Source organism: Geminicoccus flavidas (assembly GCF_009806515.1).
GTDB lineage: Bacteria > Pseudomonadota > Alphaproteobacteria > Geminicoccales > Geminicoccaceae > Geminicoccus > Geminicoccus flavidus.
Window position 1 is genome coordinate 1 of record NZ_WUJP01000801.1, and the last position, 15688, is coordinate 15688.

Below are 15688 nucleotides of genomic sequence, written 5' to 3' on the forward strand. Positions count from 1 at the left end.
CGTGCTGATCGTGGCCGGCATGATCCTGTTCGCCTTCCCGCCACTGATCGCGGGCGACATCCTGTTCGAGATGGAGCGGCTGTTTAACTGGCCGTTCTTCGACCCGGCCCGCGGCGGCGACCCGATTCTCTGGCAGCACCTGTTCTGGATCTTCGGCCACCCCGAGGTCTACATCATCTTCCTGCCGTCCATCGCACTCCTCGCCATGATCGTGCCGACCTTCGCCCAGCGCCCGATTGTGGGCTATGGCTGGATCGTGCTGGCCGCGGTCGGCACGGGCTTTTTGAGCTTCGGTCTCTGGGCCCACCACATGTTCACGACCGGCCTGCCGATCGTCTCACAAGGGTTCTTCTCCGCCGCGTCGGAGGCGGTGGCGATCCCCACCGGCGTGCAGATCTTCGTGTTCGTCGCGACCATGCTGGTCGGCCGGGTCGTGTTCGCCATCCCCATGCTCTACGCCACGGGCGCGCTGGCGATCTTCGTGTTCGGCGGCCTGACCGGCGTGATGGTGGCGCTCGCCCCGTTCGACTGGCAGGCGCATGACAGCTATTTCGTGGTTGCCCACCTGCACTACACCCTGATCGGCGGGATGTTCTTCCCGCTGATCGCCGGGGTGTACTACTTCTACCCCTTCGTGATGGGCCGGATGCTGTCCGACCGCCTGGGTAAATGGGCGTTCTGGCTGATGTTCACCGGCTTCAACATCGCCTTCCTGCCCATGCACTTCACCGGCCTGCGCGGCATGCCGCGCCGGGTCTTCACCTATCCTGAGGGGCTGGGCTTCGACCTGCTCAACCTGGTCTCCACCCTCGGCGCCTTCGTGATGGCGGCCGGCGTGCTGGTGCTCACCTGGGACCTGGTGCGCCCGCTCGCCTGGAAGCCCAAGGCGCCGAAAAACCCCTGGAACGCCGGCACGCTGGAATGGGCCGAGGGCGACCCGGAAAGCCCCTGGGGCATCCGCAGCGTGCCGGTCATCGAGAGCCGCTACCCCTTGTGGGACCAGCCGGATCTGGCCGAGAAGATCCAGCAAGGCCGCTTCTTTCTTCCTGATGCCGAGGAGGAAAAGCGCGAGACCATGGTCACCACCGTGCTCGATGCCGAGCCGCTCCAGGTCCTGCGCCTGCCGGGCAATTCCTTCCTGCCGATGCTGGCCGCCGTCTTCGTGGGCGGCTCGTTCATCGCCGCCACCTTCCACTGGTGGGTCACCACCATCCTGTCCGGCGTGATCGGCATCGGCGTGATCATGGTCTGGCTGTGGACCGGCACCTCGATGATCCCGGAGAAGCGGGAAAAGGATGCCGGCCTCGGCACGGTCCTGCCGCTCTACAGCTCAGGCCCCAGCTCGGTCGGCTGGTGGGCCATGTTCATCACCATGGTGGGCGACGGCACCGCGTTCGGCAGCCTGGTGTTCGCTTACTTCTTCTACTGGACGATCCGGCCGGACTTCCCGCCGCCCGACGTCACGGGGCCGGGCCAGCTCTACCCGACGCTGGCCGCGGTTCTGGCCCTGCTCGCCTGGGGGCTGATGCTGCTGGCGCGCACCCGCAATCGGTCGGGCCACGAGCTCAAGGCCCTGCTCATGGTGATGGCCTCGGCCTTCGCCGCCCTTTGCTCCGGTGCCGCCATCCTCTGGGCACCCTATGTCACCGGGCTCGAGCCCACTCGCGATTCCTATGACGCCACCGTCTGGGTGCTGGCGATCTGGACGGCGGTGCATCTGGGCGTGGGCGTGCTGATGCAGGGCTACTGCGTTGCCCGGAGCCTCGCCGGCAAGCTGTCGGCCCGCCATGACATCGACCTGCAGAACGTCACGCTCTACTGGCACTTCGCCACCATCACCGCGCTGACGACCGCCCTGGTAACCGCCCTGTTCCCCCTGGCCGTGGGAGGCGGATGATGCTGCGCTTCGGGGACAAGGCCAATCTCTGGTTCCTGATCGCCCCGCCGACGATCTGGGCGCTGCATTTCCTGTTCTGCTACGTCACCGCCGCGGTGATCTGCGCCAAGTCCGGACTTGCCGCCGATCTCCGCCCGATCCAGATCGCGATCGGTGCTGCGACCGCGGTGGCGGCCCTCCTGATCGTGCTGGCCGGTTGGAAGGCCTACCGCCACTGGCGCCCTAGTTCCGAACTGCCGCCCTATGACGACCCGTCGGATGACGACCGCGAGCAGTTCCTGGGCATCTCCACCTTCCTGCTCAGCTGCCTGAGCCTGGTGGGCGTGGTGTTCGTAGCCCTGCCCGCTCTGTTCATCGCGGACTGCCGCTGATGCGTTGGCCGTTCCTCCTGCCGGGTCTCCTGGTGCTCGCTTTTGCCTGGCTGGGTCCCCTGCCTGCCATGGCCGGCCATTCGTTTGCGGCGCACATGACGATCCACATGGCGGTGGTGGCCGTGGCGGCACCGCTGCTCGCGGCCGCCATCGCCGGCACCCGCTTCGACCCCTCGCCCGGCCGGCCGATCCTGTTCGGCCCCCTGCCTGCCTCGTTGGTCGAGCTGATCGCCGTCTGGGCCTGGCACGCGCCGGTCCTCCACGAGGCGGCGCGCCACTCCACGCCCTGGTTCGTCCTGGAGCAGGCCTGCTTCCTCCTGTCCGGCCTGCTGGTCTGGATCGCCTGCCTGGGCTTTGCCGCCAAGGAGCGGACCGGGCGCAGCCTGCTGGGCACGCTCGGCCTCCTGTTCACCTCCATCCACATGACCCTGCTGGGCGCCCTGCTCGCCTTCGCTCATCGCCCCCTGTTCGGCCATGGCGGCGACCATGGCCTGGCCGACCAGCAGCTGGGCGGCATCGTCATGCTGCTGGTGGGCGGCGCGTCCTATCTCTCAGGCGGCCTCTTCCTGATGGCCCGGCTGTTCCGCACGCCGGCCGGCTGGCGCGGGAGTGCCTCATGATCACCTGGCGACAGGGGCTGCTGGGCCTGGTCCTGCTGGCGCTCGCCGGGCTGCTCCTAGCCTGGTCGGGCATGATCGGCATCGGCGCCAGCTCCGGCCACTGGAAGATCACCGACCTCGTCCTGCACTGGGCGATGGAGCAGTCAGTCGAGACCGCCGCCCTGACGGTGGAGGAGCCGCTCGAGCTGGATGAGCCCTGGCAGATCCGCCGAGCGGCCGGCCATTTCGAGGCGAGCTGCGCGTTCTGCCACGGCTCGCCCCTGCGCGGCCGGCCGCCTCTGTCCGACCGGATGACCCCGCCGCCGCCACCTCTGGACCACTCGGCCGAGATCTGGAGCCCGGCCGAGCTGTTCGTGATCGTCCAGCAGGGCGTGAAGTTCACCGGCATGCCTGCCTGGATCGCGCCGAAACGTGCCGACGAGGTCTGGGCGATGGTGTCCTTCCTGCGCGCCTTGCCCAGGATGGAAGCCGCCACCTATCGCGACCTGGCCTTCGGCACTGATCTGCCGCCGGAAGGCGAATCCGATCCGGTGCTGGCCTACTGTGCACGCTGCCACGGGTCCGATGGCGGCACCGACGACGGCGCCTTCCCGGTGATCGGCGGCCTGCCCGAGGCCTATCTGCGCGACACGCTCCAGGCGTTCGCCAATGGCACACGGCAGAGCGGCATCATGCGCTTTGCCGCGGCAGGTCTGACCCCCGACGCCATTGCCAGGGTATCGGCCTACTATGCCGGCCAGCGCCCGCCGGCGCCTGAGCCCAGCGAACGCGTGGCGGGCCTCCTGGCGCACGGGGAGAAGATCGCGACGGAGGGGCTTCCGGATGAAAGGGTCCCGGCCTGCCAGCGCTGCCATGGCGACCAGCCCGGGCGGAATCCGGCCTTTCCCGAGCTGGACGGCCAGGCGGCGTGGTATCTCGAGGAGCAGCTCCATCTGTTCAAGGCCGGCTCGCGCGGCGGCGGCCCCTATGCCCGGCTGATGGCCAAGGTCGTGCCGGGCCTCACGCCGGAAGACATCGAGGCAGTCACCGCCTATTATGCCTCGCTGCCGGCCGCGCCGCAGGCCGCAGCGACACGTTGACATTTCAGCGACCGCAAGTATTGTCCGCGGACCGTCCGGGTACCCCTACCCGGCGTGCCGTGTTGTTCGGTACATTCCGACCTCAGGATCTTCGTCCCATGTACGCAGTCGTCAAGACCGGCGGCAAGCAGTACCGCGTGACCCCCAACGAGGTGATCCGCGTCGAACTGCTGCCCGCAGAAGCCGGTGCAACCGTTGAGCTCACTGAAGTCCTGATGGTCGGTGGTGACTCTCCCGTCGTCGGTTCCCCGCTGGTCGCGGGCGCCAAGGTGACGGCGACCGTCCTGGAGCAGGACAAGGACGATAAGATCATCGTCTTCAAGAAGCGCCGCCGGAAGCATTATCGCCGCCGGACCGGCCATCGCCAGTTGAAGACCGTGCTGCGCATCCAGGAGATCGTCGCGGCCTGAGCGGCCCGGCCTTCTTGAGAATTCGCGGGCACCTGCCCATTTGGACAACGAGCGTCGTTTCCGGCTTGTTCGGCGACGATTTCAGCAGTGGAGACATCCCATGGCGCATAAAAAGGCCGGTGGCTCTTCGCGGAACGGTCGCGACTCGGCCGGTCAGCGCCTCGGCGTGAAGAAGTTCGGCAGCGAGGCCGTCCTCGCTGGCAACATCATCGTCCGTCAGCGCGGCACCAAGTGGCACCCCGGCAAGGGTGTGGGCCTCGGCCGCGACTACACGATCTTCGCCACCCAGGACGGGCAGGTGAAGTTCCACGATGGACCGAAGGGCCGCAAGTACATCTCGGTGGTCCCGACCCAGGAAGCTGCCGAGTAACTCCGGCTCTTCCCATCGATGAGATGACGTGACGGCCGGGGTCTCCCCCGGCCGTTTTCGCATTGGAAGAACGACGATGCGCTTTCTCGACAGCGCCAAGATCTACGTCCAGTCCGGCCATGGCGGGGCGGGCAGCGCATCGTTCCGCCGCGAGAAATTCATTCCCGAAGGCGGGCCGAACGGCGGCGATGGCGGCAGGGGCGGCTCGGTGATCGTGGTCGCCACCGCCGACCTCAACACGCTGATCGACTACCGCTACAGCCAGCACTTCCGCGCCGAGCGCGGCGGCCACGGCATGGGTGCCAACCGCCACGGCAAGGCCGGCAACGACTTGGTCCTGAAGGTGCCGGTCGGCACGCGGATCCTGGCCGAGGACAAGGAGACCGTGATCGCTGACCTGGTCGAGGATGGCCAGACGGTGACCTTGTGCAAAGGGGGCGACGGCGGGCGCGGCAACACCCATTTCAAGACCTCGACCAACCGCGCACCCAGGCGGTTCGAGCCAGGCTGGCCCGGCGAGGAGCGCTGGGTCTGGCTGGAGCTGAAGCTGCTTGCTGATGCCGGGCTGGTGGGCCTGCCCAATGCCGGCAAGTCCAGCTTCCTGGCCGCCTCCTCGCGCGCCCGGCCAAAGATCGCGGACTATCCCTTCACCACGATGGAGCCCAAGCTCGGCACGATCGTGATCGACCACGAGGCCTTCGTCCTTGCGGACATTCCGGGGCTGATCGAGGGTGCCTCGGAGGGTGCGGGCTTAGGGGATCGCTTCCTCGGCCATGTCGAGCGCTGCGGCGTGCTCATCCATCTGGTGGACGGCACCCAGAGCCGGATCGTCCAGGCCTACAGGACCATCCGCAAGGAGTTGGAGCTCTACGGCCATGGTCTGGCGGACAAGCCCGAGATCGTCTGCCTGAACAAGGTCGATGCCCTGACCAGGGAGCAGCTGCGCCGCAAGGCGAAGAGCTTGGCCGAAGCCTGCGGCCAGGACCCGATGCTGATCTCGGCCGCCACCGGCGAGAACGTGCGGCCGGTGCTGCTGCGCGCCTTCGAGCTGGTCAAGGCCAGACGCGCCGCCGAGGCCGAAGCCAGGAAGAACGTGCTGGAGGTCTCGTGACCTCGCCGCTTTCCGCCCGCCGCCTGGTGGTCAAGGTGGGCAGCTCGCTCCTGGTGAGCGCGGACGGCCAGCCTCGCCGGGAATGGCTGGATTCGCTCAGCGCCGATCTGGCCCGGCTGCGCTCTGCCGGCACCGAGGTGATCGTGGTGAGCTCCGGCGCCATCGCGCTTGGCCGCCCGGTCCTGGGCCTGCCGGCGGGCGCCCTGCCGCTCGAGCAGAAGCAGGCCGCGGCGGCGGTGGGGCAGATCCGCTGGGCGGCGGCCTGGGCCGAGAGCCTGGGCAAGCAGCACCTGACCGCGGCCCAGATCCTCCTGACCCTGGACGACACCGAATCGCGCCGGCGCTACCTGAACGCCCGCTCGACCGTGGCCGCGCTCCTGGCCCAGGGTGCGGTGCCGGTGGTCAACGAGAACGACACGGTCGGCACCACCGAGATCCGCTTCGGCGACAATGACCGGCTGTCCGCCCGCGTCGCGGTGATGGCCTCCGCCGAGACGCTGGTGCTCCTGTCCGACGTAGACGGCCTCTATACCGCTGACCCGCGTCGCGACCCGGACGCACGTCATGTCCCGCTGGTGGAGGACATCACGCCCGAGATCGAGGCGATGGCGGGCGGCGTGGGCTCCGCGGTTGGCACGGGCGGCATGGTCAGCAAGCTGGTGGCGGCGAAGATCGCCAACCATGCCGGCTGCTCGGTCGTGCTCGCCAAGGGCGAGGGCCTGCACCCCCTGCGCGCGATCGAAAACGGCGGGCGCTGCACCCGCTTCGTTGCCAGGGCCAGCCCGCACGGCGCCCGCAAGCACTGGATCGCGGCATCGCTGGGTGTCACCGGCGTCATCACCGTGGACGAGGGCGCGCTGCAGGCCCTGCTCCAGGGCCGCTCGCTGCTGCCGGCCGGCGTGCGTGCGGTGGAAGGCAGGTTCGAGCGCGGCGATGCCGTGCTGGTGCGTTCCCTCGACGGCCGCGACCTGGCCAAGGGCTTGGTCGCCTATGACGCAGGCGATGCCCAGCGCATCGCCGGCCTGCGCAGCGAGGACATCGAGCGCACCTTGGGCTATCGTGGCCGCGACGTGCTCATCCACCGCGACGATCTGGTGCTGCTGTAAGGGAGCTTGTGGCAATGGCCGAGAGCGAGATGGTCGACCTGGTCCAGCGCATCGGCCGCCGGGCCAAGGATGCCGCCGCTGTCCTAGCCCTGGCCCCGCGCGCGGCCAAGGACCAGGCCCTGCTCGACGCCGCGGCCGCCTTGCGCGCCGGTCAGGCGGCGTTGCTTGAGGCCAATGGGAAGGACATGGAGGCCGGCCGCACGGCGGGCCTCAGCCGCGCCCTGCTCGACCGTCTCCTGCTCACCACTGAGCGGATCGAGGCCATGGCCGCGGGCCTGGAGGTGGTGGCCGCCCTGGAGGATCCGGTCGGCCGGGAACTCGCCCGCTGGCGCCGTCCGAACGGCCTGGACATCGCGCGCGTGGCCGTGCCGCTGGGTGTGGTCGGCGTGATCTACGAGAGCCGGCCGAACGTCACCGCCGATGCCGCGGCCTTGTGCCTGAAGGCCGGCAATGCCGTGATTCTGCGCGGCGGCTCGGACAGCTTCCACTCCTCGCGCGCCATCCACGCGATCATCGCCGAGGCGATCGCCAAGACGGGCCTGCCCGCCGATGCCGTCCAGATGATCCCGACCACCGACCGCGCCGCGGTGGGTGCCTTGCTGGCAGCAAGTCAGCATGTCGACGTGATCGTCCCGCGCGGCGGCAAGTCGCTGGTGGCGCGGGTCCAGGCGGAGAGCCGAGTGCCGGTGTTCGCCCATCTGGACGGCAACAACCACACCTACCTGCACGCTAGCGCCGACCCGCAGATGGCGCTGGAGCTGGTGCTGAACGCCAAGCTCCGGCGCACCGGCGTGTGCGGCGCCACCGAGACCCTGCTGGTCGACCGCGCAGCGGCCGCCCGGCTGCTCCCGCCGATCCTGGACAGGCTGGCGGCCAAGGGCTGCGAAATCCATGGCTGCGCCGAGACCCTGGCGATCTGGCCGAACGGCCAGCCGGCCGACGAGGCGGACTGGAGCACCGAGTTCCTGGATGCGGTGCTGGCGGTGAAGGTCGTGGCCGGCCTGGACGAGGCGATCAGCCATGTGAACACCTATGGCAGCCACCACACCGACTGCATCGTCGCACGCGACGCGGATGCGGCCGAGCGGTTCCTGGCCGAGATCGACAGCGCCATCGTCACGCACAACGCCTCAACCCAGTATGCCGATGGCGGCGAGTTCGGCTTCGGCGCCGAGATCGGCATCGCGACCGGCCGCCTCCATGCTCGCGGCCCGGTCGGGCTGGAGCAACTCGTCACCTACAAGTACCAGGTCCGCGGCAGCGGCCAGTGCCGGCCGGGCTGAACCGCTGCCGTGCCGGTCGACACATCCCTGAGATGAGTTCAGGTCGCCGCTTGGCTGCCGGGTGGCGCCGACCTATCTGTTGTGCAGATGCGCACGGCAGACCTCATGGTGTCGAAGGACGCCGACGATAGCCCTGAACTGCTGAATGACCTGCTGGTACAGGTCGGGCGGCGGGATGCCGAAGCGTTTCGGAAACTCTATGCCGCTACCGCACCCAGGCTGCTGGGGGCCGCCCTGCGGATCGTGCGCCGCCGAGAGCTCGCCGAGGATACGCTGCATGATGCCTTCCTCCGGGTGTGGTGGCACGCAGACCACTATGATCCGGCCAAGGGCGCGGCGATCGGCTGGATGATCACCATCCTGCGCAACAGTGCTATCAACCATCTGCGCAAGGCTGGCCGGGAGCGGGTCGTCGCCAGCCTCGACGCCGACGAGGACGGAGACCTACTGGAGCGGATCGATGCCGTGCCGGGGGTCAGCGCCGCCGACCGGCTGTCGCTGGTCCACTGCCTGGGCCAGCTGGAGCCGCTGCACCGGCGCTGCCTGGTCATGGCGTTCGCCGATGGCTGGAGCCATGAGGAGCTGGCCGAGCGGCTGGGCCAGCCGCTCGGCACGGTCAAAAGCTGGATCCGGCGCAGCCTGGCCCGCCTGCGTACCTGCCTCGACGCATGATGCCCGACGACGATCCCCCCGACGAGCTGGACCTGGACGCTGCTGAGTTCGTCCTGGGCACGCTGCCGCCGGTCGAGCGGATGCGGTTCGAGATGCGGCTGCGCAACGACCGGCTGGCCCAGGCCAGGATGGCGTGGTGGCAGCGCCGCCTGGCGCCGCTGATCGGCCTGATCGAGCCGGTCGAGCCGCCGGCGGCACTGCTGGAGCGCATCGAGCGCTCCATTCAGCGCCAGGGCCGCCCGGCGCGCGGCAAGGTGTTCGTGCCGCTGCACCGCCGGATCTGGAACAACCTGTCGCTGTGGCGCGGCCTGGCCTTCGGCGGTGTCCTGCTGGCCGTGGCGTTCGGCGGCCTCTTGCTGGTGCGCCCGCTGCCCCAGGGGTCGGGTGCGGCCTATATCGCGATCCTGGACGATCCTGGCGGCAACCCGATGTGGCTGGTGAGCGCGGACCCCGCCTCCGGTGCGGTGTCGATCGATCCGGTCGGCCGGATGAGCGATGGCGAGCTGGTGCCGGAGCTCTGGCTGATCCCCGCGGGCAGCCCGGTACCGGTCTCGCTGGGCGTGCTCAACCCGGACGCGCGGATGGCTATGGCGCTGCCGGCGGAGCACATGGCCGGCATCGGCGGCGGTGCCATGCTGGCGGTCAGCCTGGAGCCGGCAGGCGGCTCGCCGACCGGTCGGCCGACCGGGCCGGTGGTCCAGCAGGGCCGGATCGTCCCCTACCAGCCTTGAACCACTGCCGCACGGCTCAGATCACTGGTCGGCCGGCCGCTGCCGGCTGCCGCTCCAGCAGCCGACGCAGGCGGACGAGTGCCTCAGCCAGTGCTGCCCGATCATCCGGCACCCCCAGCGACACCCGCACCGCTTCGATGGCCGGCGCTCCGACCGCGAACGCGTCGCCGGGCGTCACCGACAGGCCGAGTCTCCCTGCCTCGCCCGTGAAAATGTCGGCCCGCCAGCCCTCCGGCAGCCGTAGCCAGAGATGCGGGCAGGCCGGGTCGGCGGCCGGCCTGAACGCTGCAAGCATGTCGGCCGCCAGATGCTGGCGCGCCCGGTTCTCCGCCCGGATCGCATCGCGGATCGCCAGGAGGCTGCCGTCCTCGCTCCAGCGCATCGCTAGGCCGGTCATCAGCGGCGGCGGCATCAGGCAGGTGGCGCGCAGCATCTGGACTAGGCGGTCGGCTTCGGTCCCCGAGGGTGCCGCGACGAGCGCGGTGCGGAGCGCCGGCGTGGCGCACTTGGACAAGGTGGCCACATGCCATGTCCGCTCCGGCACGAGCCGGGCCATCGGCGGCAGGTCCGCCTCCTGGAGCATGCCATAGGCATCGTCCTCGATGATCGCGATGCCATGCTCCGCGGTGATCTCGGCCAGTCGTGCACGCCGCTCCAGGGGCAGCGTCGCCGCGGTCGGATTGTCGGCGGACGGGATCAGGTAGAGCGCCTTCGGCCGGAGCGCCCGCAATCGCTGCGTCAGGGCCTCAGGCAAGATCCCCGCCCTGTCCATTGCCAAAGGTACCAGGCGGACGCCGTGGCGGGCGGCGACCGCAATCAGGCCCGGATAGGTGAACTCGCCGCACAGGAGCTGGTCGCCCGGCCGGAGCAGCAGGGCGCACAAAGCATGGAGCGCGCTCTGGCTGCCGCTCGCCAGCACCACCCGCTCCGGCGGAAGCGGCCCCAGCCGCGGTTCCAGGAGCTGTGCTGCCACCGCCCGGTCACCAGGGCTGCCGCCGCTCTCGCCGTAATGCAGCCGCGCCAATCCCGAGCGGTCCGACAGCATGGCGGCGATGCCCTGCCCGATCCGCGCCCCCAACCGGGCGGCGGCCGGCTGGGGCGGCGAGTTCATGCTGAGGTCGACCGGAGCCGCAAGTGTCGGAACAGCCGGGCCCAGTGCCGCGAGCGCTCCCTCGGCGACGAAGCTGCCCTGCCCTGCGCGGCCTACCACCAGGCCGCGCTCCCGCGCCAGGCGGAAGCCGCGCATCACCGTGGTGAGGTCGACGCCCAGCTCCTGGGCCAGCCGGCGCTGCGGCGGCAGCCGGTCGCCAGGCCGCAGCCGGCCCGAGCGCAGCGCCGCGATCAGTGCCGCCACGATGCCGGCAGCCTTGCCGCCCTCGCCTGCCGACAGTTCCGGCCGCCAGGGAACGTCGCCGGCGCCAGCAGTCTTCTCATGCATCGCGGATCGTCCATGACAGATGGTCGCGCCCGGCGGCTTCCCGGACGGGCCGCGATTGGCGGCAGCGACATGTACGGTTATATCTGGCCCATTGTAGGCAACTTGTATGGCTTGCGCATCGCATGCATACATTGCCGTGGAACGAAAGGAAAGGATCCATCCCATGCAGGCGACCGCCCCCAACACCCATGGCAGCGGCGGCCCATGGCACGAGACCACCAGCCCGATGCGCACCGGTATTCGCGGGCGCTGCCCGCGCTGCCAGCAGGGCCACCTGTTCCGGGGCTTGCTGACGCTGCGTGATCGCTGCGAGGTATGCGGGCTGGACTATTCCTTCGCCGATCCCGCCGACGGCCCGGCCTTCTTCGCTATGTCGATCGTGGGCATCCCGGCCCTGGTGCTGGCGGTCTGGCTGGATCTCGCCTTCGACGCACCCTACTGGCTTCACCTGGTGGTGACCTTCCCGTTTGCGGTGCTGGCCTGCATGGCGCTGCTCCGGCCGTTCAAGGGCTGGCTGGTGTGCTCGCAATATTTCTACAAGGCCGAGGAGGCGCGGCTGGTGACCGACCGGGATCCGAAGGACTGAAGACCTTGCGCCCGGGCATCGGATCGGCTCCGTTGCCGGCCCCGGCCCTGTTCGGCGCGCCATGCCCCTGGATCAGACCTTTCCCCGCCGCCCGGTCGCCCGGATCGACCTGAAGCAGCCCGTGCACCCTGCCCCGGGCCCGACCCTGCCCGTGCAGGCCCGCGTTGGCCTGTTCGGCGGCTCGTTCAATCCGGCTCATGCCGGGCATCTGCACGCCAGCCAGGAGGCGCTGCGCCGTCTGGGCCTGGACCGCGTCGTCTGGCTGGTCTCGCCGCAGAACCCGTTGAAGGAGCGCCGCGGCATGGCGCCGTTCAGCGAGCGCTTCGCCTCGGCGCGCCAAGTCGCGCAGGCGGACCCGCGCATCGAGGTGAGCGACTACGAGGAGCGGCACGGGCTGCAATACTCGGCCGACACGGTGGCCCGCCTGAACCGGCGGGGCAACCGGCGTTATGTCTGGCTCATCGGTGCGGACAATCTGCTGCAACTGCCACGCTGGAAGCATTGGCTGCGCCTGCTGCACGCCTGCCCGGTTGCGGTGCTGGCACGCGCACCATATCTTGAGCGTGCTGGAACAGGACTGGTGGCCCGGCGCTTCGCCGCCGCTCGGATCGATGAGCGGCAGGCGCATCGCCTAGTCGACCTGCCGGCTCCGGCATGGGTCTTGTTGCATCATCGGCTGCATCCGGCCTCGTCCACGGCGATCCGTGGCGAGCGGAAGGCGGCGAGCCAGGAGAATTTCACATAGCCACCGCAGGCAATGGAGGCATGGCAGCGACCGACCTCCTCGACTTCATCACGAAGTCGCTCGACGACGACAAGGCGGTTGACCCGGTCGTCGTCGATCTGGCGGGCAAGACCTCGATCGCCGACTGGATGGTAGTCGCGTCGGGGACCTCGCAGCGGCATATCTCCTCAATGGCGGAGAAGCTGCTGCAGAGCCTGAAGGACCACGGCTACAAGAACGTGTCCGGCGAGGGGCTGGGTGCCTCGGACTGGGTGCTGATCGATGCCGGCGACGTGATCGTCCATCTGTTCAAGCCCGAGACGCGCAGCTTCTACGACATCGAGAAGCTCTGGTCGGTGGAGGCACCCAAGCGTCTGGCCGTCTCGCCCGGCTGACCAGCCGGTGCGTGCCGTCATCCTGGCGGTCGGGCGCAACCGCGACCCGGCGATCGAGAGCCTGGTCGAAGCCTATCGTCAGCGCTGCCCGATGCTCGCGCCCCTGGTCGAGGTCGAGAGCCGCCGCCCTGCCGAGGACCCTGCCCGACAGGACGATGAGGCGCGTCTGCTGCTGGCCAAGGTTCCCCAGGGCGCCACGGTGGTGGCGCTGGACGAGCATGGCCGCCAGTTCGACAGCGTCGCCTTCGCCGGGCGGCTGGGGAGCTGGCGTGATCAGGGGGTGCGCGACCTGGCCTTCCTGATCGGCGGTGCTGCCGGCCACGGCCGGGCGGTCCTGGAGCGCGCCGACCTGAAGCTCGCCTTCGGCAGCATGACCTGGCCGCACATGCTGGTGCGGGTGATGCTCGCCGAGCAGATCTACCGGGCCACCACCATCCTGTCCGGCCATCCCTACCACCGTTCCTGAAATGAAGATCGGCCTCGCCCTGGCCGGTTTTGCTTGCCCTTGCCGGCGAGCTTGGCCATTCCCGCTGGGATTGGACATCCGCGATCTTCAGGACGACCCGATGGCAGCACCAGCAGCAGCAGCTTCTTCTATTCGTCGGCAGATCATCCTGCCGTTTCGGCGTTTCTTCGAGACCGCGAGTGCCGGCGGTGCCGTCCTGATCGCTGCGGCAGGCTTGGCCTTCCTGTGGGCCAATTCTCCGTTCGCCCCGGCCTATGAAGCGATGAAGCACGCCCAGACCACCGCGACCATCGCCGGGGTGGGCGTCGACAAGTCGCTGGCCCACTGGGTCAACGACTTCCTGATGGCGCTGTTCTTCTTCGTGGTCGGGCTCGAGATCAAGCGCGAGCTGGTGGCCGGCGAGCTGCGCGGCTGGGCGCGCGCCGCCCTGCCGGTAATGGGCGCCCTGGGCGGCATGGTCGGCCCGGCACTGATCTATGTCCTGATCGCCGGCAGCACCGCCTATGCCCCCGGCTGGGGCGTGCCGATGGCGACCGACATCGCGTTCGCGGTGGGCGTGCTGGCACTGATCGGCAACCGGGTGCCCTATGGGCTGAAGGTGTTCCTCCTGGCCTTCGCGATCGTCGACGACCTGGGTGCCGTCATCGTGATCGCCCTGTTCTACACCCCCGACGTGGCGGTCCTGCCGCTGGTGATCTCGCTCGCCACCTGCTTGCTGGCAGCGGCCTATGGCCGCCAGGGCGGCGGCCGGCCGATCGTCTTCGTCGTGCTGGGGGCGATCGCCTGGTACGCCATGCTGAAGTCCGGCGTGCATGCCACCATCGCCGGTGTGCTGATGGCCTTCACCGTGCCGCTGCGCCAGGTGCCGGATGCCACGGCACTGGGGGAGGCACTGACTCCCAGGCTCTCCGGCAGCCCAGAGCGCATCGAGGTCGAGCTCCACTCCCTGGAGGCGCTGATCGAGGAGCGGCGCAGCCCGCTGCACAATTTCGAGCACAAGCTCCAGCCCTATGTCGCCTTCCTGATCATGCCGGTCTTCGCCCTGTTCAATGCCGGGGTGAACGTCACTGGCGGCACGCTGGAGATCGGGATCGGCACCCTCGCCGTGTTCCTGGGCCTGCTGGTCGGCAAGCCCGTCGGGATCGTCGGCGCGGTCATGCTGGGAGCCTGGCTGAGGCTCTACCGGCTGCCGCCGGAGATGGACCTGCGCGCCCTATTCGGCATGGGCCTTCTGGGCGCGATCGGCTTCACCATGTCCCTGTTCATCGCCGACTTGGCCTTCCCGGACCCGGTCATGTTGGACGAGATCAAGCTGGGTGTGCTGTGCGCCTCGGTGGTGGCGGCCTTCCTGGGCCTGGCCTGGCTGCGCTGGATCCTGCCGGCCACGCCGGCGCCGGTGCCCGCCCCGGCATCGTCCAGCCTCACCTGAGCGGCAGGCGCCGCATCCAGCCAGGGGCCGCGGGATCGTGGAAATGGTCCAGCGGCCCATGGTCCACGAAATGGCGGTGCCAGCAGGTCAGCGCCTCGTGGTCCAGGCAGACTCCCAGGCCCGGCCCGTCCGGCACTCGTACGACATCGTTCTTCTGCCGAAACGGCCCGCCCTCGATCACGTCGCCCACCTGCCAGCGGAACAGTGACTGGGACGGCTCGCGAATCCAGGGCATCGCCGCGGAGACGTGGAGATAAGCGGCAGTGCACACGCCCGTGTCGCCCGAATAGCACCAGAAATCGACGCCCATCGCCTCGCAGGCACCGATGAAGCGTATCGCCCGGGCGATCCCGCCTAGCACGGCGAAGTTGACCACGATGGCATCCGGCGCGCCCAGTGCCACCGCCCTGCGCAGGTCCGGCACGTGGCTGGAGAAGCGGATCGAGGAATGGCGGCGCAAGGCGGCGATCTCCTCGAAAGTCGCGACCGGGTCCTCGTAGTTGCGGATGTCGAAGGGCTCGATCTCGCGCAGGATTCGGATCGCGGTCGGCAGCGACCACTGCATGTTGGAATCGAGCCGGATGGTCGGCTCCGGCCCCAGTGCCTGGCGCAGAAGCCGCACGGTCCGGATCTCCAGGAGTGGGTCGCCCTGGATCAGCTTGCCCTCGAACAGGGTGCTGCCGTGCGCCTCGCGCATCGCCAGGCAATGGTCTACCACCGCCTCCGGCCCGGCCTCGCGGCCTTCGCGGAAGGCGAAATACTCGGTGAACGACACGGCGTCGCGGACCTTGCCGCCCAGCAGCCGGTGAAGTGGCTGGCCCCAGGCCTTGCCGCGCAGGTCCCAAAGGCCGATCTCGATGGCGCCGAACGCCTTGGCGACCGAGGCGTCGTCAGTGTTCTGGACGATCTGCCAGGGCGGCAGGCAGCGCCGCTCGCACGCCGCGATGTCGAGCGGGTCCATGCCCTCCAGAAGCTCGCCCATCCGCTGGACGGTCGCCAG

The 15688-nt window shown here is 69.3% G+C and carries 18 protein-coding genes; 16 read left to right on the forward strand and 2 right to left on the reverse strand.

Annotated elements, in window-relative coordinates; translation table 11 throughout:
• From EQG76_RS22985 to EQG76_RS23035, 11 genes are all read left to right on the forward strand, one after another.
• Positions 1–1897 (forward strand): cbb3-type cytochrome c oxidase subunit I (locus EQG76_RS22985; protein WP_159716648.1); only part of this gene is annotated, 1897 nt, incomplete at its 5' end.
• Positions 1897–2268 carry a hypothetical protein gene (locus tag EQG76_RS22990; RefSeq protein WP_235031521.1) on the forward strand — a complete coding sequence of 124 codons (372 nt, stop codon included), beginning with the start codon at positions 1897–1899 and terminating at the stop codon, positions 2266–2268. The genes EQG76_RS22985 and EQG76_RS22990, both read left to right, overlap by 1 nt.
• Positions 2268–2888 (forward strand): cytochrome c oxidase assembly protein, encoded by a 621-nt coding sequence (locus tag EQG76_RS22995; RefSeq protein WP_159716652.1) that lies wholly within the window; start codon positions 2268–2270, stop codon positions 2886–2888. The genes EQG76_RS22990 and EQG76_RS22995 overlap by 1 nt, the downstream gene beginning before the upstream one ends.
• Entirely contained in the window at positions 2885–3967 is a 1083-nt protein-coding gene (locus EQG76_RS23000) for a c-type cytochrome (RefSeq protein ID WP_159716654.1), read from the forward strand. Before EQG76_RS22995 ends, EQG76_RS23000 begins: the two co-directional genes overlap by 4 nt.
• 98 nt (positions 3968–4065) lie before the next feature.
• Positions 4066–4377, forward strand: a complete 312-nt coding sequence (gene rplU, locus EQG76_RS23005; protein ID WP_159716656.1) for a 50S ribosomal protein L21 — start codon at positions 4066–4068, stop codon at positions 4375–4377.
• A 100-nt stretch (positions 4378–4477) separates the two neighbouring features.
• Complete coding sequence (gene rpmA, locus EQG76_RS23010; protein ID WP_159716657.1) at positions 4478–4747, forward strand: 50S ribosomal protein L27; 270 nt, start codon at positions 4478–4480, stop codon at positions 4745–4747.
• A gap of 76 nt (positions 4748–4823) precedes the next feature.
• Complete coding sequence (gene obgE, locus EQG76_RS23015; protein ID WP_159716658.1) at positions 4824–5858, forward strand: GTPase ObgE; 1035 nt, start codon at positions 4824–4826, stop codon at positions 5856–5858.
• On the forward strand, positions 5855–6964 hold the full coding sequence (proB, locus tag EQG76_RS23020; RefSeq protein ID WP_159716659.1) for a glutamate 5-kinase: 1110 nt from the start codon (positions 5855–5857) through the stop codon (positions 6962–6964). The genes obgE and proB overlap by 4 nt, the downstream gene beginning before the upstream one ends.
• Positions 6965–6978: 14 nt before the next feature.
• On the forward strand, positions 6979–8247 hold the full coding sequence (locus tag EQG76_RS23025) for a glutamate-5-semialdehyde dehydrogenase (protein ID WP_159716660.1): 1269 nt from the start codon (positions 6979–6981) through the stop codon (positions 8245–8247).
• 105 nt (positions 8248–8352) lie between these two features.
• Positions 8353–8919, forward strand: a complete 567-nt coding sequence (locus EQG76_RS23030; RefSeq protein WP_159716661.1) for a sigma-70 family RNA polymerase sigma factor — start codon at positions 8353–8355, stop codon at positions 8917–8919.
• A complete protein-coding gene (locus EQG76_RS23035; protein WP_159716662.1) occupies positions 8919–9650 on the forward strand; it encodes an anti-sigma factor in 732 nt (243 codons plus the stop codon). The genes EQG76_RS23030 and EQG76_RS23035 overlap by 1 nt, the downstream gene beginning before the upstream one ends.
• A gap of 16 nt (positions 9651–9666) precedes the next feature.
• On the opposite strand, the gene EQG76_RS23040 is transcribed toward EQG76_RS23035, so the two are convergent.
• Positions 9667–11088 carry an aminotransferase-like domain-containing protein gene (locus tag EQG76_RS23040; RefSeq protein WP_159716663.1) on the reverse strand — a complete coding sequence of 474 codons (1422 nt, stop codon included), beginning with the start codon at positions 11086–11088 and terminating at the stop codon, positions 9667–9669.
• Between the two features lie 163 nt (positions 11089–11251).
• Between EQG76_RS23040 and EQG76_RS23045 the strand changes: the two genes are divergently transcribed.
• The 5 genes from EQG76_RS23045 (at position 11252) to nhaA (ending at position 14688) form a co-directional block, all read left to right on the forward strand.
• Entirely contained in the window at positions 11252–11674 is a 423-nt protein-coding gene (locus EQG76_RS23045) for a DUF983 domain-containing protein (protein WP_159716665.1), read from the forward strand.
• A gap of 61 nt (positions 11675–11735) precedes the next feature.
• On the forward strand, positions 11736–12419 hold the full coding sequence (gene nadD / locus EQG76_RS23050; RefSeq protein WP_159716667.1) for a nicotinate (nicotinamide) nucleotide adenylyltransferase: 684 nt from the start codon (positions 11736–11738) through the stop codon (positions 12417–12419).
• Positions 12420–12439: 20 nt separating this feature from the next.
• Positions 12440–12793, forward strand: coding sequence for a ribosome silencing factor (gene rsfS, locus EQG76_RS23055; protein WP_159716669.1), 354 nt, complete (start codon positions 12440–12442; stop codon positions 12791–12793).
• A 7-nt stretch (positions 12794–12800) separates the two neighbouring features.
• On the forward strand, positions 12801–13259 hold the full coding sequence (gene rlmH / locus EQG76_RS23060) for a 23S rRNA (pseudouridine(1915)-N(3))-methyltransferase RlmH (protein ID WP_159716671.1): 459 nt from the start codon (positions 12801–12803) through the stop codon (positions 13257–13259).
• Positions 13260–13359: 100 nt separating this feature from the next.
• The gene (gene nhaA / locus EQG76_RS23065) at positions 13360–14688 is read left to right on the forward strand and encodes a Na+/H+ antiporter NhaA (protein ID WP_159716673.1); all 1329 of its coding nucleotides are present in this window, start codon (positions 13360–13362) and stop codon (positions 14686–14688) included.
• Here the strand turns inward: nhaA and EQG76_RS23070 are convergent.
• Positions 14681–15688: mandelate racemase/muconate lactonizing enzyme family protein (locus EQG76_RS23070; protein ID WP_159716675.1), on the reverse strand; the 1008-nt coding region annotated here is incomplete at its 5' end. The genes nhaA and EQG76_RS23070 overlap by 8 nt on opposite strands.

Coding starts and splice junctions, on each gene's coding strand:
- EQG76_RS22990 (WP_235031521.1), top strand. CDS start 1,897: ATGCTGCGCTTCGGGGACAAGGCCAATCTCTGGTTCCTGATCGCCCCG.
- EQG76_RS22995 (WP_159716652.1), top strand. CDS start 2,268: ATGCGTTGGCCGTTCCTCCTGCCGGGTCTCCTGGTGCTCGCTTTTGCC.
- EQG76_RS23000 (WP_159716654.1), top strand. CDS start 2,885: ATGATCACCTGGCGACAGGGGCTGCTGGGCCTGGTCCTGCTGGCGCTC.
- rplU (WP_159716656.1), top strand. CDS start 4,066: ATGTACGCAGTCGTCAAGACCGGCGGCAAGCAGTACCGCGTGACCCCC.
- rpmA (WP_159716657.1), top strand. CDS start 4,478: ATGGCGCATAAAAAGGCCGGTGGCTCTTCGCGGAACGGTCGCGACTCG.
- obgE (WP_159716658.1), top strand. CDS start 4,824: ATGCGCTTTCTCGACAGCGCCAAGATCTACGTCCAGTCCGGCCATGGC.
- EQG76_RS23025 (WP_159716660.1), top strand. CDS start 6,979: ATGGCCGAGAGCGAGATGGTCGACCTGGTCCAGCGCATCGGCCGCCGG.
- EQG76_RS23030 (WP_159716661.1), top strand. CDS start 8,353: ATGGTGTCGAAGGACGCCGACGATAGCCCTGAACTGCTGAATGACCTG.
- EQG76_RS23035 (WP_159716662.1), top strand. CDS start 8,919: ATGCCCGACGACGATCCCCCCGACGAGCTGGACCTGGACGCTGCTGAG.
- EQG76_RS23040 (WP_159716663.1), bottom strand. CDS start 11,088: ATGCATGAGAAGACTGCTGGCGCCGGCGACGTTCCCTGGCGGCCGGAA.
- EQG76_RS23045 (WP_159716665.1), top strand. CDS start 11,252: ATGCAGGCGACCGCCCCCAACACCCATGGCAGCGGCGGCCCATGGCAC.
- nadD (WP_159716667.1), top strand. CDS start 11,736: ATGCCCCTGGATCAGACCTTTCCCCGCCGCCCGGTCGCCCGGATCGAC.
- rsfS (WP_159716669.1), top strand. CDS start 12,440: ATGGCAGCGACCGACCTCCTCGACTTCATCACGAAGTCGCTCGACGAC.
- nhaA (WP_159716673.1), top strand. CDS start 13,360: ATGGCAGCACCAGCAGCAGCAGCTTCTTCTATTCGTCGGCAGATCATC.